This window comes from Bacteroides sp. 14(A) (genome assembly GCF_000526555.1).
Classification (GTDB): Bacteria; Bacteroidota; Bacteroidia; order Bacteroidales; family Bacteroidaceae; genus Bacteroides; species Bacteroides cellulosilyticus.
Genome location: NZ_JAGH01000005.1, coordinates 387,688 through 411,040 on the forward strand (window position 1 = coordinate 387,688; position 23,353 = coordinate 411,040).

The 23,353-nt window shown below is 39.0% G+C and carries 21 protein-coding genes and 1 tRNA gene; 6 read left to right on the forward strand and 16 right to left on the reverse strand.

Features of this window, described 5'->3' with window-relative positions; genetic code table 11:
• The first annotated feature begins 197 nt into the window (after positions 1 to 197).
• Positions 198 to 3,170, forward strand: coding sequence for a TonB-dependent receptor (locus tag K429_RS0124440; RefSeq protein ID WP_231501913.1), 2,973 nt, complete (start codon positions 198 to 200; stop codon positions 3,168 to 3,170).
• A gap of 20 nt (positions 3,171 to 3,190) precedes the next feature.
• Positions 3,191 to 4,771 (forward strand): SusD/RagB family nutrient-binding outer membrane lipoprotein, encoded by a 1,581-nt coding sequence (locus K429_RS0124445; RefSeq protein WP_029328420.1) that lies wholly within the window; start codon positions 3,191 to 3,193, stop codon positions 4,769 to 4,771.
• Positions 4,772 to 4,781: 10 nt separating this feature from the next.
• Here K429_RS0124445 and K429_RS0124450 read toward each other — a convergent pair whose 3' ends face one another.
• Positions 4,782 to 6,095, reverse strand: a complete 1,314-nt coding sequence (locus K429_RS0124450; RefSeq protein ID WP_029328421.1) for a pyridoxal phosphate-dependent aminotransferase — start codon at positions 6,093 to 6,095, stop codon at positions 4,782 to 4,784.
• Between the two features lie 197 nt (positions 6,096 to 6,292).
• Here K429_RS0124450 and K429_RS0124455 point away from each other — a divergent pair.
• From K429_RS0124455 to K429_RS0124465, 3 genes are all read left to right on the forward strand, one after another.
• Positions 6,293 to 6,366, forward strand: a tRNA-Asp gene (locus K429_RS0124455).
• 243 nt (positions 6,367 to 6,609) lie between these two features.
• Positions 6,610 to 7,842 carry a site-specific integrase gene (locus tag K429_RS0124460; RefSeq protein ID WP_029328422.1) on the forward strand — a complete coding sequence of 411 codons (1,233 nt, stop codon included), beginning with the start codon at positions 6,610 to 6,612 and terminating at the stop codon, positions 7,840 to 7,842.
• 42 nt (positions 7,843 to 7,884) lie between these two features.
• Positions 7,885 to 8,733, forward strand: a complete 849-nt coding sequence (locus tag K429_RS0124465) for a hypothetical protein (protein ID WP_029328423.1) — start codon at positions 7,885 to 7,887, stop codon at positions 8,731 to 8,733.
• A 216-nt stretch (positions 8,734 to 8,949) separates the two neighbouring features.
• On the opposite strand, the gene K429_RS0124470 is transcribed toward K429_RS0124465, so the two are convergent.
• The 4 genes from K429_RS0124470 to K429_RS0124485 are packed head-to-tail and all read right to left on the reverse strand — an operon-like array spanning position 8,950 to position 10,220.
• The gene (locus K429_RS0124470) at positions 8,950 to 9,243 is read right to left on the reverse strand and encodes a helix-turn-helix domain-containing protein (RefSeq protein ID WP_029328424.1); all 294 of its coding nucleotides are present in this window, start codon (positions 9,241 to 9,243) and stop codon (positions 8,950 to 8,952) included.
• 59 nt (positions 9,244 to 9,302) lie between these two features.
• Positions 9,303 to 9,605, reverse strand: a complete 303-nt coding sequence (locus tag K429_RS0124475; protein WP_029328425.1) for a DUF3876 domain-containing protein — start codon at positions 9,603 to 9,605, stop codon at positions 9,303 to 9,305.
• 10 nt (positions 9,606 to 9,615) lie between these two features.
• Entirely contained in the window at positions 9,616 to 9,921 is a 306-nt protein-coding gene (locus tag K429_RS0124480) for a helix-turn-helix domain-containing protein (protein WP_029328426.1), read from the reverse strand.
• Positions 9,918 to 10,220, reverse strand: coding sequence for a DUF3408 domain-containing protein (locus K429_RS0124485; protein WP_029328428.1), 303 nt, complete (start codon positions 10,218 to 10,220; stop codon positions 9,918 to 9,920). The genes K429_RS0124480 and K429_RS0124485 overlap by 4 nt, the downstream gene beginning before the upstream one ends.
• 480 nt (positions 10,221 to 10,700) lie before the next feature.
• Here K429_RS0124485 and mobA point away from each other — a divergent pair, with 480 nt between their 5' ends.
• Positions 10,701 to 11,150 (forward strand): conjugal transfer protein MobA, encoded by a 450-nt coding sequence (gene mobA, locus K429_RS0124495; protein ID WP_029328431.1) that lies wholly within the window; start codon positions 10,701 to 10,703, stop codon positions 11,148 to 11,150.
• A 65-nt stretch (positions 11,151 to 11,215) separates the two neighbouring features.
• Here mobA and K429_RS0124500 read toward each other — a convergent pair whose 3' ends face one another.
• The 11 genes from K429_RS0124500 to K429_RS0124550 all read right to left on the reverse strand — a co-directional run bounded on the left by K429_RS0124500 (position 11,216) and on the right by K429_RS0124550 (position 23,347).
• Positions 11,216 to 11,542: a helix-turn-helix domain-containing protein gene (locus K429_RS0124500; protein WP_029328432.1), complete on the reverse strand. Its 327-nt coding sequence runs from the start codon at positions 11,540 to 11,542 to the stop codon at positions 11,216 to 11,218.
• Between the two features lie 130 nt (positions 11,543 to 11,672).
• Entirely contained in the window at positions 11,673 to 12,080 is a 408-nt protein-coding gene (locus K429_RS0124505; RefSeq protein WP_197031253.1) for an RteC domain-containing protein, read from the reverse strand.
• Positions 12,043 to 12,282 (reverse strand): hypothetical protein, encoded by a 240-nt coding sequence (locus K429_RS31040; RefSeq protein WP_029328434.1) that lies wholly within the window; start codon positions 12,280 to 12,282, stop codon positions 12,043 to 12,045. Before K429_RS31040 ends, K429_RS0124505 begins: the two co-directional genes overlap by 38 nt.
• 17 nt (positions 12,283 to 12,299) lie before the next feature.
• On the reverse strand, positions 12,300 to 13,181 hold the full coding sequence (locus tag K429_RS0124515) for a hypothetical protein (protein ID WP_029328436.1): 882 nt from the start codon (positions 13,179 to 13,181) through the stop codon (positions 12,300 to 12,302).
• Between the two features lie 76 nt (positions 13,182 to 13,257).
• Positions 13,258 to 13,827: a Crp/Fnr family transcriptional regulator gene (locus K429_RS0124520; protein ID WP_008660906.1), complete on the reverse strand. Its 570-nt coding sequence runs from the start codon at positions 13,825 to 13,827 to the stop codon at positions 13,258 to 13,260.
• 429 nt (positions 13,828 to 14,256) lie between these two features.
• Positions 14,257 to 15,672, reverse strand: coding sequence for a hypothetical protein (locus K429_RS0124525; RefSeq protein ID WP_155923477.1), 1,416 nt, complete (start codon positions 15,670 to 15,672; stop codon positions 14,257 to 14,259).
• A 16-nt stretch (positions 15,673 to 15,688) separates the two neighbouring features.
• Positions 15,689 to 17,866: a fimbrillin family protein gene (locus K429_RS0124530; protein WP_029328439.1), complete on the reverse strand. Its 2,178-nt coding sequence runs from the start codon at positions 17,864 to 17,866 to the stop codon at positions 15,689 to 15,691.
• A gap of 23 nt (positions 17,867 to 17,889) precedes the next feature.
• Positions 17,890 to 19,599 (reverse strand): fimbrillin family protein, encoded by a 1,710-nt coding sequence (locus tag K429_RS0124535; RefSeq protein WP_029328441.1) that lies wholly within the window; start codon positions 19,597 to 19,599, stop codon positions 17,890 to 17,892.
• 7 nt (positions 19,600 to 19,606) lie between these two features.
• Positions 19,607 to 21,082, reverse strand: a complete 1,476-nt coding sequence (locus K429_RS0124540) for a hypothetical protein (protein WP_029328442.1) — start codon at positions 21,080 to 21,082, stop codon at positions 19,607 to 19,609.
• Positions 21,083 to 21,093: 11 nt separating this feature from the next.
• Positions 21,094 to 22,188, reverse strand: coding sequence for a fimbrillin family protein (locus K429_RS0124545; protein ID WP_029328443.1), 1,095 nt, complete (start codon positions 22,186 to 22,188; stop codon positions 21,094 to 21,096).
• 13 nt (positions 22,189 to 22,201) lie between these two features.
• Positions 22,202 to 23,347, reverse strand: a complete 1,146-nt coding sequence (locus K429_RS0124550) for a hypothetical protein (RefSeq protein ID WP_029328445.1) — start codon at positions 23,345 to 23,347, stop codon at positions 22,202 to 22,204.
• Positions 23,348 to 23,353 lie beyond the last annotated feature (6 nt).

Genomic DNA, 23,353 nt, shown 5'->3' on the forward strand with positions numbered 1-23,353 from the left:
ACAGGTTTTTATTAGGAAGAAATTGGTTACTTTTGCAAATTGTTATCTCTTTATTGTAAATCATGAAATTGACTATCTATAATTATATCTGTTTTTTTGTTTTTGGTTATTTTTTTTCGTATAGTAGTTCTTGTTGTGCTTTTGTTGCAGACGATGTGAACCATCGGCTTGAAGTACTTATCGCTCGGAAAAGTATAATGGGGCGTGTTGTAGATGGAGACGGTGTGCCTTTACCGGGAGCTACAGTGTTGGAAAAAGGTACTTCGAATGGTGCAGTGACGGATTTGGAAGGCAAATTTGCACTGACGGTTGCTGATGATGCGGTGCTGAGATTCTCTTTTATGGGATATAAGACGCAGGAGGTAAGCGTAAAAGGACATACATTTCTGGATATTGTATTAGAAGAAGATGCGGTGGAACTGGATAAAGTAGTTGTGACTGCATTGGGTATCGAAAAGAAGGAGCACTCTCTTTCCTATGCAATGAGTCAGGTGAAAAGTGAAGAACTGACACGGGTTAAAATGCCTAATCTGATAACTTCATTGACCGGTAAGACTGCCGGTGTGCAGGTTAATCAGGTATCATCGGGACTGGGTGCTTCCGCTAAAGTAAATATTCGCGGAATCCGTTCGGTAGCCGGGGAGAATCAACCTCTTTATGTAATTGATGGTGTTCCTATGTTAAATTCAACTTCGGAACAGGCTTTCAGTGCCATTGGCGGAACAGCTAATGCAGGTAACCGCGATGGCGGTGATGGTATCTCAAACTTAAACTCGGAAGATATAGAAAGCATAAGTATTCTGAAAGGGGCTCCTGCAGCGGCACTTTATGGTAGCCAGGCAGGTAACGGTGTGATATTGATTACGACCAAGAAAGGTAAATCACAAGGACAACGGAGCATATCATTTTCTACCAGTCTGATGTTCGATAAAGCATCTTCTTTACCCGAAATGCAAAATCGTTATGGAGTAAGCGATGGGGTGGATAGTTGGGGAGAACGAAAAGACTTGCCGAAATACGATAATCTGAATGATTTCTTCTCTACCGGAGTGACTTCCATTACTTCCGTATCCGTAAGCCATGGCAATGAGAAATTGCAGAATTATTTTTCATATGCCAATACTACCGGTAAAGGGATTATTGATAAAAATCGCTTATCCAAGCATAATATTACATTTAGGGAAACTTCTGTGATATTCAATAATCGTTTGAAACTGGATGGTAATGTGAATTTGATGCGACAAGTCTCTAAAAATAAACCGACAGTAGGCGGATTTTATATGAACCCGTTGGTGGGGCTTTATCGGTTTCCCCGTGGAGAGGACTTGTCGTATTATAGGGATAATTTCGAAGTGTACGATGAAAGTAGAAACCTGAATATACAGAACTGGCATACTGCCTATGAAGATTTTGAGCAGAATCCGTATTGGATAACGAACCGCATACAAACTAAAGAAGTGCGTATGCATGCCATTGTCTCCTTATCGGCAAACTTGCAAGTAAATGACTGGTTGACGGTACAGGCCCGTGGCAATGTGGATTGCATTGACGATAAAGTCCGTCAGAAATTTTATGCTTCTACAGCTCCGGCGTTAGCCGGTGCTAATGGACGTTACCTGGAAATGGATTATCAGGATCTCCAGTTTTATGGTGACCTAATGCTTATGATGAAGAAGAAATGGGGCGATTTCTCAGTAAATGGTGCATTTGGGGGAAGTATTACTGATAAGACTACTAATTCTACCCGTTATGATTCCAAAACAGCTTCTTTGTACTATGCCAATGTATTTACTCTGGCAAATATTATAATGAACGGTTCAGCAGCTCTTGACCAGAAAATTGATTCACACCGTCAGCTGCAATCGCTGTTTGCTACGGCGCAGGTGGGTTATAAAGAGAGTGCCTATATAGATTTGACGGCCCGCAATGACTGGTCTTCCACTTTATCACATACTAAGCACGAAGGCAGGGGATATTTTTATCCTTCAGTTGGTACTTCGTTGATCCTAAGCCGTCTGCTGACTTTACCTGAATGGGTGTCGTATGCAAAGGTGCGTGCTGCTTATAGTATGGTGGGGAATGATATTCCTTTGTATATTACGAATTCCGCTTCCCATATCACTGCCGGTGGTGAATATCTGGCGAATGATGCGGCACCTTTCAAGGAAATGGAACCGGAGATGAATTATTCGTGGGAAATTGGTGCAGAAGGACGTTTTCTGAACAGCCGTATCGGGTTTAATATCACTTTCTATAGAACAAATACTCATAACCAGTTTTTTAAATTGCCTACGCTGGCGGGTGACAAATATGCTTACCGCTATGTGAATGCCGGTAACATTCAGAATCAGGGATGGGAAATCGCATTGGACGCTACTCCTGTGATGGCAAAAGATTTTATGTGGAGCACTACTCTTAATTTTGCTTCTAACAGGAACAAAATAGTTGCTTTGCATGAAGATTTGAAAGAATTTGTTTATGGCCCTACCAGTTTCTCTTCCAGTTATGCCATGAAATTGATAAAAGGTGGATCGATTGGCGATATTTATGGAAAAGCTTTTGTCAGAGATGCTTCCGGTAATATTGTTTATGAGACGGAAGGGAATAATGCAGGATTGCCAAAAGTAGAAGGTGACGGGAATACGGTAAAGGTTGGAAACTCCAATCCGAAGTTCCAGCTGGGATGGAATCATACGCTTTCTTATAAAGACTTGTCTCTCTATTTCCTGATAGATTGTCGTTACGGCGGTAAGGTACTTTCGCAAACTCAGGCAGATATGGACTTGTACGGTGTATCGGAAATTACCGGAAAGGCCCGTGATAATGGTTATGTTATGCTGGAGGGGCAGCGGATAGAGAACGTGAAGGGATTCTATAAGATTGTAGGCGGACGCGCAGGGACAACGGAATATTATATGTATGATGCGACCAATATCCGATTGAGAGAACTTTCATTGTCTTATCAGTTACCTGCTTCCTGGATGGAAAAATCTAAAGTTCTGAAGAAAGCGCAGGTTTCTTTTATAGCCCGCAATTTGTTCTTCTTTTATAAGAAGGCGCCTTTTGATCCGGATCTGGTGTTATCTACCGGTAATGATAATCAAGGCATTGATGTGTATGGGATGCCAACAACGCGCAGTTGGGGCTTTTCATTGAAGTGTGAATTTTAATGGGAGAGGGGAGGATTGATATGAAAAGATATAGTTGGATATTCGGTGCTCTGTTAGTTTTAACTTCTTGCACGGGTGACTTTAAGGATATCAATACGGATTTATCCGGAATTACGGATGAAGATTTGCAGATTGATTATAATGAACATGGTATTCGTCTGGGAGTGATTCAGCAGGGCATTTACTTCAATTATGATTATGGAAAGGGTAAGAACTGGCCTTTCCAGTTGACGCAGAACCTGAATGCAGATATGTTCAGTGGATATATGCATGATGGAAAACCATTGAATGGAGGTAGCCATAATTCGGACTATAATTTGCAAGATGGTTGGAACAGTGCAATGTGGGGACATACCTATTCGTATATTTTTCCACAGATATACCAGTCGGAGAACGCAACGCGTGAGAAACATCCGGGTTTCTTCGGAGTCACCAAGATTCTGAAAGTGGAAGTGATGCATCGCGTTACGGATTACTATGGTCCTATCATTTATTCACGGTTTGCTGATCCTAACGCAGAATATATGCCTGATACACAAGAAGCGGTTTATAAAGAGTTCTTTTGTGAATTAGATACGGCTGTGAGTACCCTTACCGGTTATGTCGAGTCAAATCCGGAAGCTGCTGAGTTTTCTCGTTTTGATATACTGATGGATGGCGAATACATTTCGTGGATAAGGTTTGCCAATTCATTGAGAATGCGGCTTGCAATGCGAATAGCCACAGTGGATGAAGAGAAAGCCCGTTCAGAGTTCCTGAAAGCTTTTAATAATGAATATGGAATATTGGAAGCGGAAAATGAACCGGTGGCGGTATCTACAAAGAAAGGGTATGCCAATCCGTTGGGAGAACTCAATCTGGTGTGGAACGAAACTTATATGAGTGCTCCAATGGAGTCTATCATGAACGGTTATGAAGATCCTCGGCGTACTGTCTTTTTTGCCACATGCCAGGATGAGTCGTTTAAAGGACAGTATCGTGGAATCCGGCAGGGAACTTGCTTCTCTCATAGCAATTATATGGGTTTGTCGAAACTGAAGGCTACTCAGTCAACGGATGCGGTTCTTATGACTGCTGCCGAGGTCTGGTTTCTGCGTGCGGAAGCCGCTTTGAGGAACTGGACAGATGAAGATGCCGGTATATGCTATGAAAAAGGAATTACTTCCTCTCTACATCAGTATGGTATCATGCAGACTGATTCATATTTGAATAGTGATAAATTGCCAATTGATTTTGTGGATACATTTGATGCTGAAAATAATATAAAAGTCTATTGTAAAGTCTCACCGAAGTGGATTGAAACAGCAGACCGTGATACGAAGTTGGAGAAGATCATTACGCAGAAATGGCTGGCAATGTTTCCTGAAGGATGTGAAGCCTGGGCGGAGCAGCGCAGAACCGGATATCCACGCCTTTTTCCTGTTCGTTTCAATCATAGTAAGGATGGCTGCGTTGATACGGAAATTATGATTCGCCGTTTAAACTTTCCCGGAGGATTACAAACGGAAAATCCGGAGCAATACCGTGCATTGGTGAAAGCTTTGGGAGGAGATGATAATGCCGGCACCCGTTTGTGGTGGGATACCGGCACTAATTGGTAAGTTTATTCTATTATATCGGATGGTTTTCTGCAAAGATTGCCATCCGTTCTTCTAATTGTGCATATTGATGATCCTGGATGAATGAAGTACAGGCACGCAAACCTTCCTGATGGCTACCGGTGGTAATCAGAGATATGGCACTGACACCATAGTACATCAATTCCTTAGCCAATTCGCCGCTGGTCATCCCCGGATAACCGATAGTAAAGTAGAAGCCATCGGCTACGGGATCACCAAGGTCATTGTCATATACCAGATGAAAACCGTGGCGCAGAAAAATCTCTTTTAGCCTGTGAGCGCGTTCACCATATATTTTCACTTCGTCAAGGAAGTTGTACTGTCCTTCATTAGCAGCCTTCAGCATGGCGGCAAGCGCGTATTGTGCCGAATGACTCGTACCGGAGGAGAGGGCATAGAGTACACGGTGAATGAATACTGTACCGAATGTGCCGCCACCATAGCGTTTTGTCAATCCGGGATAAGAGCGATGATAGAGCTTGTTTGAAATGCAGCTGACACCAATACGCTGTCCGGCATAGCTGAATGCTTTAGAGCCGGAAATGAGCAATACATAGTTGTCTGTATAATGTGCCACTGATGGTTGATAAGGTGCTTGGAATGGTTTGCTCAAATCTTGCCGGAAGTCCATAGCGAAGTAAGCCAGGTCTTCCAGAACAATAACATCATATTGCGTAGCAAGTTCTCCGATGATACGTAGCTCTTCTTCTTTCAGGCAAATCCAGCTGGGATTGTTCGGGTTGGAATAGACGATAGCAGAGATATTCCCTTTCTTGAGGTAACTTTCCAGTTTCTCTTTCAATTTGTCGCCACGGAAATCATATACATCGAAAGTCTCGAACTTTTGTCCCATAACGACTAGCTGTTGCTTCTGTACAGGAAATCCCGGGTCAATAAACAATATCGTATCTTTCTTTTCATCACACTGACTGCAAGTGAGGAACGAAGCAAAGGTGCCTTGCATGGAACCGGTAACAGGTACACAACCTTCCGGTTGCAAATCTACATTAATAAATGCTTTTATAAAACGCGAAGCTTCTTCTTTCAGTGCAGGCAATCCGTTGATGTCAGGATAAAGACTGGCAATTCCTTTTTGCAGAGCTTCTATTTCAGCTTTTACACCTACAGCCGAAGGGGGAAGTCCCGGCACACCCATTTCCATTTTTATAAATTCTATACCAGATTCAGCTTCTGCCTTGGCGGCAATCGCCTTTACTTCGCGGATGGTTGCTTTTCCAAAGTCTGCAATCTGAAATGCTTCGATGGTTTCGTCAATCAGTTTACGTTCAATAGGAGTATTTCTCATGGTTTTTCTCGCTTTTAATTGATTTTGATTTGTCATTCGAATTTTTTTTGCCACACAAAGGTAATATAAATATCTTATAATCAAGCCTACTTTAAAAAAGATGAAAAATATTTCTTTCAAGCTATTGCAGGTTTCAAAAAAACACCTACCTTTGCAACCGCAATCGAGAGAGAAAGCGATAAAAGAAATGAAATTATGGTGCGTTAGTTCAGTTGGTTAGAATACATGCCTGTCACGCATGGGGTCACGGGTTCGAGTCCCGTACGCACCGCGAAAGCAAATAGCAAATTAAAGTAAAGCTCTGAAATTCAAGGATTTCAGAGCTTTTTATTTTTCCCCACTTAGGTAAAAAACAGCGGTTTCAGGCAGTTCTCACGTGGCTTATTCGTGGGACTTTTTGAAAGCCGTTTTTGCTCCCACGAATTGACGCATTTGTCTTTGATTGTCAGCTTTTTGCGTAGCTGGTTTTTGAGTATGGCAAACTAATTTTGTACCACTTAAAAATCAAAGAATTATGGGAGCAGTGAAAAGAAACACATTGAGCGTATTGTTCATCATCAAGAAATCGAAACTTCTGAAAAACGGTGAAGTTCCTATCTGCATGCGCATCACCGTAAACAAGCGAGTAGCCGAAGTTATGATTAAACGGAGCATTCCCGTAGATTTATGGAATCAGAAAAAGGAATGTTCCAAAGGAAAAGACCGTGTAGCCACAGAACTGAACCACTATATCAATACGGTTCGTGCCAAAATATTGCAGATACACCGTGAACTGGAAATAGACAACAAAACGATAACAGCCGATATAATAAAGGATTGTTTCTACGGACGAGATAAAGTACAACGTAGTTTATTGGAAGTTTATGCGGAACATAACGAGAAATGCCGTGTCCTGATTGGCAAGGAATATACGGAAAGCACCGTAACCAAGTTCGATACTTCCATAAACCGCCTGAAAGAGTATATCCGCAGTTGCTACCACCGTGATGATATGATGCTGGCAGAACTGGACGGGCAATTTATCCGTGATTTTGATTTTTGGCTGAAAACGGATAAGCACTGCCAAAACAATTCCGCATTGAAGCATTTGAAGAACTTGAAAAAGGTTGTCCGCATTGCTTTGGCTAACGACTGGATAAAGAAAGACCCGTTTTACGGCATTCGCTTCAAGCAGGAGGAAGTAAACGTAGAGTTCCTCTCACGTGAGGAACTGGATATTCTGATGAACAAGGAATTTACAATCAAAAGGCTGGAGCAGGTAAGGGATATTTTTGTCTTTTGCTGTTTCACCGCACTTGCTTTCGTTGATGTGCAGCAGTTAAGCCGTGAACACCTGATAAAAGACAATAACGGTGCTTTATGGATACGCAAGGCACGACAGAAAACCAATCAGATGTGTAACATTCCCGTTTTATCCATTCCCCAAAGAATATTGGGGAAATATGAAGATAATGCGGAGTGTATAAAGAAAGGTGTGCTTTTACCCGTAATCAGTAATCAGCGCATAAATGCCTACTTGAAAGAAATCGCAGATTTATGCGGTATTGCCAAACGCTTAACGACACATGTTGCCCGCCATACTGCGGCTACCGTAGTTTTTCTCGCCAATGATGTATCAATGGAAAATGTCTCTAAGATTTTGGGACATTCCAATATCAGAATGACACAACATTATGCAAAAGTTTTGGATAGTTCTATTATGCGGGAAATGCGGAATGTAGAAAAGAACTTCTGTAAGTATTTGTAATTATACTAATTAATTCCTATTTTTGAAAAAAAATATAGAAATATGGCGAAGGAAGAAAATAAAAGTTGCTTTGTAATCATGCCAATTAGTGAGTGTGATGGTTATGAGAAAGGACATTTCGGTCATGTCTATAATGATATTATAAAACCTGCTATTGAGAAAACTGAATTTATTCCTGTAAGGGCAGATGAAGTTAAGGAAACGAACTTTATCCATTTGGATATATTGAAAAAATTAATAGATGCTCCTATTGCTGTTTGTGATTTAAGTACACGCAATCCCAATGTTTTATTTGAATTAGGTATTCGTCAAGCGTTTGATAAACCAGTCGTTCTAATGCAAGAAAAAGGAACTCCTAAGATTTTTGATATTGCTCCTTTGAGATATTTGGAATATTCAAAAGAGATGAAATATCATGAGGTGTTAAAATCTCAAACAGAATTAAAAGAAGCAATTGAGGCAACAAAAGCAGTAGAAGGAGATATCGGAAATATAAATTCTATCGTCAAATTAATGGCTTTGAGTTCGCCCGCATCTATTCCTGTTTTAGATAATTCTAATAAAGAAGTATTAGCATTAGATGTTATGCGTTCTCAAATGACTGATTTAAGAATGATGTTGGAAGCAATGATGCATGAAGGACGAAAAGGATTTTTTTCTAAAAGAAATTCTATTGCTGCAATAGAATACGAAAGAATTACAAATAAATTGGATAAATTATCTACAATTAAGACTTCAGATAGAGAACAGGCTGATATAGAATACTCCAAACTTATGCGAGAAACAGAAGAGGTAATGATGAATTGTGGTAATGAAGCTGACCATAGAATGTTTAAATATTTAATGAATAAAATTATTCGGCAGCGAGAAGAGTTAGTATTAATGAGATAATTTTTCCAAAGCTGAATAAAACATTAACAAATGTAAGCTCCGTATTCCGTCCGTTCAAGCCCCAGCCCTACGGATTTGAAAAAAAATCTCCACACCTGCGCTACGCTCCGTGTAGTATTTTCTTCCAAAGACTTGCACAGACGGAATACTACACTAATAAAGTTAATGTTCTTAGGTCAGTTTTGGAAAAAAATGTATTGTTTTGAGGACGGTAGGTTATTCCTGCCGTTCTTTGTTGTAATAGGTTTGCAAAAGCCGTTCTATATCGCTTTGACGGTAGATAATCTTTCCTTTTATCTGAATGTATGGGATAACGCCTGTATCTCTCCATTCTTGCAGTGTGCGGATGCTTACTTTCAGGCATTTAGCTGCATTCCTGTTGCTTAGAAACTTTTCACCGTTCAAATGTGGTCTGTTTTCCTTTGCCAGTCGACTGATACCATCTAACATTCTATCCATAGACTGAAAGAAGTCCTTGATTATCTCACTATTGCTGTTTATAAGTTCCATATTGTTATACTGTTCTATTGATTTATAATTGGTTTAAATGATTGACATACATACACGTGTCAGTTACGCAGATACTCGCCATAGTAAAATATGGAAATACTATCTTTTACCACATCATAGTCAATATAAAGCCGTTTAAAGGCTGAAACGATGAAGTAACGGTTATCTTCTTTCTGTATCTCGTAAACGGCTGGTTTCGCCTGTCCGTTATCAGATACATGGAGCATTGAAAGGAAATACTTTTTCTTGCTTTGGTATATCATCACCGTAGGATGAAGGTTTAAACTTTCCCAAATCCCGACAATAGCAGACAATTTGAATGACTGGTTTATTTCCGTATTATTTCCTTCTTTCTTTTCCATAGGACAATATTTATTTATTGTTTGATTTATAATTCGTTATCTTGTTTTCCGTACATTCTGCAACCAGTCTCTCAATATCGGCAGCCTTATAGTACATCTTGTTCCTTATTTGGGAATAGCCCAGTTTTCCGCTATCCCGGTAATTCTGCAAACTTCGCAGGCTGATACCGAGCAGCGCACACACTTCACGGCTGGAAAGCCATTCTTCCGATTTTCGGGAACTTTCCATACAGATACTTTTCACCTGACTGGCAAAGGTGGAGAAACGCCTGCACACCAGTTGAAAGGTCTGTTCTTCGATAGCCATTACTTTCATGCTTGATTTCCTTTTGGCGGGTTGATGATACCTTTGTCGGCTTCTTCCCGATAGAGGGAGGAAATGACTTCTTTATAGCTGTTCAGGTGATGTTCCAATACATTGTCTATAAAGTTGCCGATGCTTACCCGCTTGCCCGCAATGATACCCACCATTCGGGCAATACGTCCGTGTATCTCTCCACTGACATACACACTTTGACGGGTGCAGACCGTCCGTTTTTTGAGGAACAATGATTTATAACCGTCCCGTTCCCTGCTTTCCATTCCTTGCAAGGGTTGTTGTTTTACTTCTTCCATATATTCACTTTTTAAAGGTTGATAGATAATTCTTCATTCCTATTGAAAGAAAAAAAGACATCCGTACAGATATACGGCTATATCTTTGGACAGCTTGCAAACAAGACATAAAGACATATTTACATCTTGGTTGATTGTCTTGTGTATTGCCTTATTTCAATCAATCCGCAACAAAGAAAATGGTAAAAACAGACGCTTTATAAAAAGTGATTGTTTTGTCTTCCCTTGTCATGGATTGTCACGGCAGACCGTATTTCAGCAGCAAACGGTTGTATGTAATTTTGCAGCGGATAAACGGACGGGGAAAGAAGCCTGACCGCTTGCTTCGGCAATCCGAGGGAACGAGGATTCTTGCTTTCAAACGAAAGCAGCAAGTTGTGTTTTCAGGTCCTCAGATGCTTCTGAGTGCCTGAAAACCTTGCACCTTTGCAGGTGGGCGGTTTCTCTCCGAAGTCGAGAAACTTGTAAAAATATCAGCTTATGGAACAGAAAAAGAAACGCTTCAACAAGGGAGGGCGAAAGCCCTTGTCAAACCCGAAAGTACACCGCTATTCGTTCAATCTGGACGATGTGGAGAACGCCAAATTCCTGTCGTTCTTTGACAGGTCGGGGTATGCGGTAAAGGCACATTTCATCAAGAATTGTATTTTCGGCAAATCATTCAAGGTTGTGGTAAGGGACAAAAGCAAGGTGGACTATTATATCCAGCTGACACAATTCTATTCCCAGTTCAGGAAGATAGCCAACAATTACAATCAGGCGGTGAAAGAACTGCATTCCAATTTTTCGGAAAGGAAAGCACTTGCACTGCTTTACAGACTGGAACAATGTACCGTTGAGCTGATAAAGACCAATGAAATGATAGTCCTGCTCTGCAAGCGGTTTGAGCAATCCTATCAGAGAGAGGGTATAATATCGGCGGATGAATGATGGGAACCTGCCAAAAAAGAAATATCCCGAAACTGCCCACGTGCCGCAATTTCGGGATAACTTCCTTACTGCTTATTCTCTCTGTGTTCCTTCTCGAACTTTCGGAGCGTGCCTACATCGAACCGCTCCCTGATGAACTCCTTGACATCGGAAGCCCGATAATAGGCTTTGCCGCTAATCATCATGAAAGGGAGCTTTTTCTTGGCTCTCAATCTTTGCAGTGTACGGGTGCTGACCCTGAACAGCAGGCACAAATCCTGATTATCCAACAGTTTGTCACCCGGCATTACTTCGGGGTTGTTTTGCAAAGACCTTACACCTTTGCCCACTTCTTCCAACTTGTCGAGCAGTTTTTGCATCCACTCTTTAAACTCATAGTTTTCTATATACATATTCGCTTCATTTTTCAGATTATACATAAATGATTACCAACCGGTTGATGAAGCAAAGTTCGGAAAATGGGAGTAAAAGAATTGTAGGGTAGCATACGCTACCCCGTATAAATTGGTGCTAAGTGATTGATTATCTATACCCTTTTCTTGCACGTTCTTCACGTATAAGAGCTATCAGTCCATTAAGAAACTCCGTTGCTTTGACTGCTTTTCGCTTGATGACATCCTCATGTTTTTGGTGGCAGTCACCCAGCTTGATGTTAAATAGCCATTCAAATGCTTTTGTCAGGTCAGTAAGATAGGCAGGATTATCATTCTTTATGACGCGTTGGGATAAGAACAGACCACTGACAATTTCCATGATATTAATAAGATTGGTCTTGTCTGCCAAGTGGAAAGGGGAAAGAATGTGTCCGTTTGCGTTCTGTTGGAATTGTTCAGGGTATTTGATACGCCATTTTACAATGCGTATTTCATTGTTGAGCAGTTCTATTGCTTCATCAATCAAGTACAGATAGGGTATTTTTTTCTTGCTCAAACCGCATACGGTACGATTTAAGTCTGTGCAGTCCAAAAGAAAAATAGCGAAGCAAAACACTATAATTCTGTTCGTTGGTACTAAAATTGGCTAAATGAATAGCCAATTCTTCAATAGCTTCTACAAGTTCAGAGGCAGAAACTTTGTGCTGCGAGTATTCCGATAATAATCGGAAAAATCTCTGTTGGGATAATTGAATCATAACCAATCTGTTTAAGATTATAATCTAAATTTAAAAGAGTTTCTTCTACTTACATTTTTTACAATATCTTTAGATAAACTACCGTCATAGCCGTTATATTGGGCATTTTTGTAAAGTTCTACAAGTTTGCGACTATAATCAAAAATCATATTATGGGATTTCTGTGATAAATTTGCTGCTAAAATTCCACTTCCCAAAACACCGGGATTACATGAAACGGTATTTTCTTTAATTGATTTCATTATAAGCTCCACACAAGTGTAGTTTTTGATATTTTCTTGTTGCAAACTTCTAATTACATATTGATTTATACGTCCTTTGTCTTGGTTGGTCATAAAACCATACCAAAGTAAGCATTTCATTCCCGATTGGGTTGCTTTTACAAAAATATCAAGAAAGGTTAAGTCCGATGCTCCTTTCTTGTCTATTTCGTATGGGTCTATATGAATAAAAGTAGATTTAGGAAGAGTAGGCAATAAATCAATTATTCCGTTTAAAGAGTCCATGTTAAGAAGCCGTACATCTGAATGAATTTTTATTTGTCCGGCATAGGATGATACGTTATCCAAAGCACTTTTTTCTATATCGAAAAAGATGAAATCGTTTACTCCTTTTAGAACATTCATTGCTAACCCCGGTGAACCTAAATAATTCCCTTTCAGCATTTCTGATTTTTCCAACTTATAATACATAGAATCTTTCAGCCCGTTTTCATCATTTGCCCGTTCCAAAAAATGATAAATGCCATATTGCTGTTCAAGAGTATGTTCCATTTGATAAATGGCACATGCAGAATTAGTTTCTACATAGGTCGAGGGATTTTCATTCTGAAGAATTTCACATAAGACCAAATGTTTTAAGACATCGGGTTGCTTGCCAAAATGTTTATAGGTGCTCATACTATATTTATTAAAAAATTGTGGCAGCAATATTAGGGCATATAAAACAAAAAAGCCTTGACCAAAGTCAAGACCTCTATTTTAATAGTATCTTTTTTCGTATTCTGCTAAGAGTTTCGGGCGTTATTCCCAAGAAGTGGGCTATTTCCTTTAAAGATAATTTTCCTTGTAAATCAGGACAGCGTTTCATCAAGGCTTGATAGCGTTGTTCAGGAGTGTCGCAATAGAAACCTAATAATCTCTGATATATTTCTGCAAACATCGTTTCTGCAATCCGTCTGCCCAAACGTTGAGTATTCATATCAGTTTCCCAAAATTGATTTAGTCGGTTCAAAGAAAGAAGATACACCTCACAATCGGTTGATGCTTGTATATTTACGGTAGCTCCCATTTTGTTTATAAAAGAAGGGTAGTCACAAACAAAATCATTTTTAAAACTATATCCAATTATCCACTCATTGCCATTAACGTCTATTCTTGATAAACGGAAAATGCCAGATACAACAAAGCCTATTTGATTTGTCATTTCATTCTGACGAATCAAATACTCATTTCTTTTTATTGTTGTAAATATGCCCTCTCTTAGAAAAAGTCTTTCTAATTCAGAGGTATCTAATATTTCTTTCTCTACATTAAACTTATCCATACTAAAATATTCAGTTTCAGAACAAAAATACAAATATTGGGGAAATAATAGTACTTTACGCTTTCATTTATTCTCATAAAAGCGTTATATTTGCACCAACTCAAACAACCACCGCAACACCAAGCAATTAAGCGAATTGCACACGTGGGGTTATCAGTGGGAGAAAGAATAAAAGAGCTTGATAAGATATTGAGTACGTGAAGCATAGAAGAAAAGTTCATCTTCCGTACGCACCGCTCAGTTCTCAATAAAAGGTCCTAATTCTTAATAGAATTAGGACCTTTTTTATTATAAAAAAATATGATAACCATTCTTATTGCGTGATAAATTATCCCTCTAATAAGCACCAGGCTTTAAATGTGTCGGTTTTCTGTCAAAATATTGTTCAATATATTAATGAATCAGTATTTGTATTTATTAAAAAGCTTATCAGATGTCACTAATACTTTTACCACTGATATAAATATCTTTTAGATTTCCCTCAATGGAGCCATTAGATCCCAGTTTCACATTATATCCTTGTCCATCAAGGACAATATTGTCAGGAAGAGTCAGTGTTTCTGTTAAATTGCTCCAGTCGATATTTATAAAAAGGCGAATTACTTTCTTTCCATCCTCCATTTTATAAAAAGCTTCAGGGATTGGGATTTTATTGGGTGTTTTTGATTGCAATGCCTCAAGCAACTTCCCAGCTTCTTCTTTTGTATAAATACCGGGAATAGGGTGATGGGGAACATCAGCCTCTCCCGCAGTACTCCATTCTGTAATAATCGATCCGTCACCACCGCCCGTTGCCGGACCATCTTTCAATGTAACATTCAATCTAATAGACTCACCGGCAAATAGTTGTATTCTATTGTTGTTATTGTTGATATTTCCAGTATAAGTTTTGATGCCATTGGCTGACTTACGTTTTATGACAAAAAAGCCAGATTGATTTTCAGGCCTGTTATTTTCTGTATTATCCCAAAAAATAAATGGAGGTACATAAATAGCTTGTAATATATCTTCTGCAATCTGAATTGACCCTGTTTTCTTATACCAATTTTTTACGACAATGCCTTTCTGAGAATCTTCGTAATTTAGCGTAATCCAGTCATGGTTATCTTTCAATACGCCATCATATTCCTTCTGTTGTTCACGAAAATGCCCCATATCGAATGTGGCGTTAGCTGGCAGGTTAGGAAATATGATGTCGCAAGAATCTGTTATGTATTCTTCTTTCTTTCCATTGATATCTATATGGTGTATCCCTCCAAATATTACTTTCGCCACTTGCCTCTGCAGTGTTATAACTACTTTCGGACCATGGGGAGACAATTGTTGCGGCCCGACGGTGGCACCTACGAAATATTCCAATCCAGTTTTATATCCTCCGAATGTCACTTTACCATTTCCAATTTCGTTATTAGGATCTTTATGGGTGAATTCCACTCCTGCAGGGTCTCCATTCGCATTGATAGGTACGGATAAAGCTTGAAAAAAATAACTAGTCTGACTACTATTCCATTTTAATGGTTCTATATCTCCTGTGGTTTCCAATTGATCTCCAGTGCCTGATGCCACTTTATAATGGCCCCAAGATATTGTCCCTTCGGTGACTTTTCCGTTTGTGTCAATTTGTTTAGCTTCTATTTGCCGTATATAGATAGTACCATATAGAGGACCATTCCCATCTTGCCCTATGGGATAATAAGAACGTGTTTGTGCAAAAACATTTTCATTTCCTGCAAAGGTTATTTCAACTGGATGCTCTGGTGTACCCTCCATCTTTTCGTTGTCGCATCTGGCAAAAAGGAATGTAGACAAACACATATATATTATTACTCTAACTAGATTTTTCATAAATGATTCTTTTTATTTAGTTTTTGTTTTCTGTACCGACAAATGCACCTGTACCTTCGGCTGTATTTTCTTTCTTCAAATCTGTTGTTGTTCCGCCGCCGCCACAAAATGTACCGGCATGATAGTGATAGGCCTTATAGAAGTCGGCATTGAATTTGTCCCATCCTTCATTGTTGCTAATATGCACAGCATTCTTCATAGAACCTATTACGCCACCTATGGTGTAGTAAGTATAGTCTGAAACATTATAGTTCGTGGCAATGGATACTTTGCTAAAAGTAACTCCTCCTGTTACTGAAGCTGCTTGCACATGTCCCACAATGCCTCCGGTAGACGAATGGGAAGTTATAGTTTTGTCCTCTTCATTGCGTTCATATTGGGGGATTCTTCCTCCTATCACACTTCCTACAACGGATATATTCATAATAGAAGGCGTATTATCTATAGTTGTATTCTTCTCGGATAATGTTGTCCTTGCTACTCCTGCTATTCCCCCAACATAATTCCATGTTCCAATGGATTTACTGGCATCAACCATTACATTCACTTCGCAATCTTGTATAATTCCATTAAGATGCCCGATTACTCCGCCCGTATATCGTGTAGAATGTCCCTGGCTGCTATTCGTCACATGTATTACTGATCCTCCCGTGAGGTTACTCATTTTCATTAACGTACCATTGAACTGACCAATTACTCCACCTACGGACAAGATATAATAACTATTCTCATCTTGAGAATCTACTGTAACAGATATGTTATCAACCAATTGAATGTTGGATATATTTCCAGATTTTACCCAACCTATCAGTGCACCGATATTATATGCTGGATCATTTGTAGTGTGTGGAATAGTAACCTTCAATTCAGAATTTATCAAATTGACATTGCTAATTATTCCTCCATCGCATTCACGAGCTAATATTCCCCATTCAGTTTTGATACCACTATCTTTACTATCTATTTTTGCATTTTCTATATCAAGTTCTTTTACCGTTCCATACAGGGTACTGAACAATGGGTGTGCCACACCTAAAATGCTTTTGCCTCCACCATCAAAAGTCACTGTATTGGGCAATTCTACTGATTGGAAAGTCCCATATTCGAAATCTACATCAGTCATGAGGTGCATTTCTTTCCGATACTCGTCTTTCTTTAAGACTGTTATTGGATCGCCTTTTTTCGTATTGCAGATATAGTCCTGCTCACATTGTTGAAGGGCATTTAGAAAATCCTGAATCTTGAAATCTTTATAATCAGGAATTTCCGGATCTCGATCATTCCACCACTCGTCATCCGAATCGTCTGGATGGATATTTCCTGTCAGATTTTCCAATGAGATAACATATTCCTTATTTGCCTCTAATTTATTTAATTTATCTACTTGAGAGATGGTAATGTAGGGATAGTCGTTACGCCGTCTCAACATAAACGTACTGTAATTGTCCGGAGCCAGATGAAAAGTGGCCGTTCTTTTTCCGTTCTCTTCATTTGTAAATACTTGAGCGGAAACTTTATCGCTCTCCTCATGTACGAATTCAAATTTTAATGTATTATCTTGGAGAGTCAATTGGCAGGCATTCAGTAAGACTTGGGAATTCTCTTCCCCAAGAAATGTTTTATACTTCAGCCAATATTCTTCTTCATCGCCAATATCCTCTATAGTGAGCCGGGTGCAAAGGTGGCGAAACTTCAAATGTACAGCATGTCCGTTTTTTACATCTGCGACTTCGGCTTTCAGAGGGTCAGGATTGTTCTCTTCTGTTGTCTGGTATACGAAGCGATCTAATACTACCGGTTTCAAGGGGGTGTTGTCTGTAATAGGTCCATTCCATTTTTCCAGATAATAAGCAGTAAATGTCGCATTTACGGCATTCCATGGCCAGTTCATTGGAAAATCCGTTTCATTCACCCAACCTTCTTCTGTCAGCGTAAGAGTGGCGTATTGCTTTTCACTTTCACCCTCTTTATCAAGTTTGAATACTGCTGATACATGTATTACGTCTCCTGTTTTAAATTCTCTCTTGTCAGTAATGGATCGAGTTGTCTGCATGTCATATTGCGGACACTCAACTGTGAACTGTACCGGTACTCCTTCTCGTATATCTCTGCCGGATAAGGGTGCTAGTTCATTGTGGCAACTGCACAACACCAATAATAGCATACTATATATTATTCCTATCTTTTTATTCATACTATTTCTTTTTTATTGAAACTTTACTCTGCCTCTATAAAAATCACATGATTGGTTAAATTGTTATCAATAATCGTACCAGCATCTATTTTACCCACAATACCTTTATATTCCTCTTTCGGTAGCGGATAAAAAGGTGCTTGTACCATACCATGAAATTTGCAGTTATCTACTGAGCCATTTGTCATTTCTCCTGCCAAGATTCCCGAAGTACTTTTACAAATCATGATTGCTTGCCTCACCGTGCAATTAGTTATCTGTCCGCCACTGATCCTGGCAGCGATGTAACCGGAAGGTTTATCACTACTTTTACTTCTTACTGTTACAAATTCCATACGCAGGTTTTGCAAATATCCGCCATCAGTAATTTCACCAATTAGTCCCATTCCTTGCTCAGGTTCACTGTCTTTTAAGTCTAGCATAAGATTTTTCAGAATGTGATTACCACCATCCAATGTTACTCCTTCTACCAGCCTTTTGATAAGCGTACCGCTTGTACTCTCTATTTTGGAGCAGTCTATACTATCCCTAAGGTAGAATATCCATTTCTTTTGTTCTGTATAATCTCCATACTTTTCTAATGAATCTTGTTTTTCCTCGGGGATATCCTTCTTATCAGCAATATATGTGTTATACAGAGCAAGCCATTTCTCAAAATCATCGGGAGTGTAAATTCCCGGCAATTTGTCTACTTCTATTTTTGTCGGTTCACCCCATGGCTCTATTTCATGGGGGTACACTGTGGGTACGATACCATCCATCCGAATGGTCATTGGATACTTCCATCCGGATTTCAATTCAGGCAGTGTTTCTTTTACTGATCTAATTTTTTGTATATTGCCGTTTACATCAGTAGCCTCAATATAATCTATTTCCATCCCAGAAGGCAGGATTACCGGATATACAGTTCTACTTTCCTTTTCGGTTTCAGACAACTTATAATTTTCTATTTTGCGGGTTTTGAAGGCAGAAAGTCCAGTCGTTTCATTATCTGTTGGTACTTTATCTACTGTGAATGTAAACTGTTCGGCGTTTCCGTTCCACTTCCGGGTGATATGTGCACCGATAACTTTTTCAGTGAGATGTACGGTCAATGCTTTATTTTTTTCTGGAGTGAACCCTTTTCCTAAGAATATCAGTACCATCGAAAATTGATGGCCAAATGTATAATTCACATCTGAATATTGTCGCTTGGTAGCGGTGAGTATATCTTCTATTTGATAACCTCCATTTTTTTCATAATCTTCATTGAATATATGGATATAGTGGGTATGATCATCAGCTGGCAGGTAATTATCTGCTGGTTTTGCATCAGAATAGGGGTAGTAGGCGAATGTTAAACCTAATGTGTTCATTATTACATTTTGTACATTTTCCGATATGAATACAAATTTGCTTGTTCCAGAAGATATGGAATAAGATAAAGGTTCATTTTTCAGATATTCTTTATCACATGTTTCGCTGTCCGGATGACTACTTTGTGTGCCTCCTGCACATTTGTTTTTATGAAACGAATAGAAACCTATCTGATCACCTTCCGTAAAACGGATGTTTGTTCCAAGGTCGTCACCTGTTACTTTGGTTACCACATCAGTCCCCGCAATCTCTCCTTCTATTTGTAGGTACTTATTTGTGCCCACAATATTTTCCCATCCGCTTTCTTCGCTGCAAGCGGTGAGAAGAATGAGGAGTAAAACTCCTGTTATGGAAATGTACTTGATATCTGTTCTCATCTTTTACTTAATTTTTAGAGCACAAGAATATTTTATAATTTTCAGCATTTACTTCTGTATTTTGTATAACAATTATGTGTTCTCCAAGATCAATTTCAAATTTGTCGGATTCAAATAGTGGCATTGGCACATTTGTCGGTATTTCTATATCTTTCCATAATTTGAATTTCCACTGATTTTCATCCCAATTTCCATATCTCATCAATCTGTAGTTTGTCTCTGAGGAATTTTCATTGAATTCTTCCACCAGTGCCACAAGGTCACTCCAATCATTTATTCCACTTTCGTTTATCGTAGGATTGTCGGTCATTACTCTGCTCCATGGCCATACTTGAATGTCCCCGAAAAGTAATTCTGGATTACCAAAATCTTTAACCAGCTTTACATCGATTATGAGGTGATACCCTGACATGAATTCCAGGGAGATGTTATCAAAAACGTTATCTTTTGTATAATACTTCATTCTTGCAGGCAGGAAGCCTGCGTATTGAGTCTTTTGATTCTCATCTTCATCTTGTATTTCGATTATCACTTTAGGCCAATAAGTGCTACCAAAAGGATAAGCACCGAAACTATGTGGTGGGAAAATCCACATAGGAGTAGAGTAATACGTTGTTGTTTGGGTATCCTCATTATTTGATTTCGTCAGTGGTTTGTTTTCAACAAGGCATGCATTATCAAAATTATATCCACCAGTTCTACCAATCACTCCATTATTTCTTCTGAAGATAGTGGAAGATGGGGTAACTGGATTATTTAGCGGTACTTTCACACTATTCAACCAGACATTAACTTCTTTCTTGAAAGCTTGCTGAATAGATTCATCGTCACTGTAAAATCGAAATGTGACTGCACTCATCTTGTGCACTAGCTCAAATCGGAGTGGTTGACCTATTTCCGGATTGAGGATCATTCCCCAGATTATATCCACTTCTTTAGCCTCCTCACTATTCGTGGGCGCTATCATAGCTTTATATCCACTATTCGTACTCATATTCGGATCCTCCGGACCAAAATAGAAATATGTAAAGTTATCAATCCATACTTCTATCTCATTATTTTTTTTATGAATGGTTGTCAGTGTAGGGTCTTGTACAGGATAATTCACAAGATTATCCAAATAGATAGTATCTTTTCCCGTAATATTTATATCTTTCCATCTCAACTTCTCCGTTTTGCTGTTATTGGTATATACATATCCGTATCCTTTTTCATCGAACTCACATATTGCACTTTGTATCTTTCCGGCAGATAACGACGGATAAGTGAAAAGCATAGTTCGGCTCTTTATCTTTTCATGCTCACCAGCCCGGGTGGCGATACTTGTTCCATCTACCGTAGCATAAATCATAATCGGGTCATCGGGATTAAATACCGGAATAGTATTTTCTGTTTCCTCTGTTGTACATGCTCCTGTCAGCAGAAGCACTGCAATAAGTAGAAATCCCGATAAAATAGAATATAATTTTCTTTGTGTATTCATATGTATATCTATCAGTTTGTGGGTGTAACAGGTCCTATTTCCATATCATCAACCGTAGCTGTATTCCAGGGTTTAACTTCTGCTGTCAGAACGATTATTTCTAAAGTATTGCTGTCAATAGACAGTGTCAAATTAAGTATGTGCGATGATTTCAATGTCAAAGTTTCTGTTTTAAACTTATATAGTACCTCTTCAGCATCATGTCTCTTTACTTGGAAATAGAGAAAATCATTACCTTCATTTAAAAAATTCTGTTCTGGTACAATTCCCTGAAAAATATATTCTTGATAAATAACTTCCTTACCTGTATTATCAGTTTCCGGTGTGGGGGCTGTCCTTGATGAGCAATACATTTGGATATTCTTTCTTTTCGGGTCATTGACGGGAAGTGCTTCATCATTTTTGGGGACTCGTACCGTACGGAGTGCGTCATTATCTATCACTCCTGAATAATCCACTTCATAATTTCTCAGCATTGCACGCATATAAACACCCTTTAAAGCATTTTCTGGAAACATTCCTTGATCGGGAAATTCGCTGACCGGGAGTTTTACCTTTACCTGTACCATGGCAAATGCGTGGTGAAATTTTAATTTTACGGTTTTGTCTTGTTCACTGATGAGTTGGCGGTGATGGGTAAGCAGTAAATCGGCATTTTTGAAGTTTTCCTTTGTACTTTGATCAAACGGTACTTCATTGAAATACTTATTGCCGGGGAAGTATGCTGCTTCAAACATATAATAAATAGATGTAGGATTCAAATTCTTCCATTTGAAACCCTTATTGTTAAAGGGAATAAACTTGTACGGATATTCTTCATCTAATGCAGTCCTTTCAAAGTCGCATTCGTAGATGTATGCTGTTGGGGAGTTATCTGTAAAGTCCGGAGTTGAATAACTCACCGGATTGTATAATCGGATTTGATCCCCTTTTTTGAAATAGGGAACCACATTCACTTCATCACTATTGTCTCCATTCATGGTAACACTGAATGTCATAGTTTCCGTGTCCTGCTGTGGAATGGTCACCGGAACTTCTTCTGATGAACAGGCACCGAGCACCGAGCACAGTGCTATTAATATGTATTGAATCTTATTATTCATCATTCTTTTAAGTTTGTTAGGGTATTTCAGTAGTGGAATTTACTTCTTCCCAGTCTCCTTTTATCTCTGGCTCTGAAATCCAGTCTACCACTTGTGCTTCGAGTTCCACTTCCCCTTCCGCTCCGGGTGATACGTCTGAAATCTTAGCATGAACCTTGACATGTGTGCCACGTACCAGTGATTCTAAGTTTGGGAATTGCTTGGGTGTTAGTTCATATTCTTGGCCATTTGATTCTACGGTTAACGAAAGCATATAGATTTGCTTGCTAAAGTCCGAAATCCAGTTCTTGGTTTCAGGCAAATAATAAGCGGTTGGATCTATCCATTTATTTTCTTGAAGCTTTAAGTTAATCTCTTGGGAAGATTCATATGGTGATAATGCTGTTCCTTCCGGCATTTTGTAATCTGTAACCCAAATTGTATTATCATCATCTTTAGGATCCACTTGTCCTTGAATTTTTATTAGAGTTTCCCAAGCATTATCGGTTATATTCGGAATCAGATAAGATTGCTTTGCTATATCTCTGATAGTCCATTTTTTTATCGTAATATTATTATTCATCTCAAAAGTAAAATCAAATTTCACAGCTGCGTAAGCCATATATATAGTTTCTTTTACAGTATATATGGATGATTCTCCTTCTTCCGGTTTCCAGTCTTCTGGTTGTGTAAGATCTACTTCGTATTTCTTGGAAGTAATGGGAAGGTATCCGTCGCTATTTGACTGATATGACTCCTTGATTTCTGAGTCAAGTACTAGCAGGCTCAGATTGTCTATAATCATTGTTTCATTTTCCCAATTCATCTTGTCTTTCAATATGTTTTCCACATTAGCCAGTGCATAGATACACTTCACACTTTGTGTAGTCTTCAGTCGCGTCCGATATTCAAAATTGTCTGTTGTAGTTTTATAATCCAATAACCTGTTTAACTCCACTTTCTTACTGTCTTTATCTATTACAATAAGACGCAATGTCTTTACCCGTTCACACTCGGGCTTATTGGAGTCGTCTTGAGGGGCAGCCAGCATCACATTAAGGTCCAACAACACAGGTTTGGGCTGTTGGATGAACTGTTCTATGTCCTCATTGCTTTGACAGCTGCAAAGACTGGAAAGTAGTAGGGTGAACAGAAGGATAATATGTGCTGTTTTGGTTATCATGGGTTG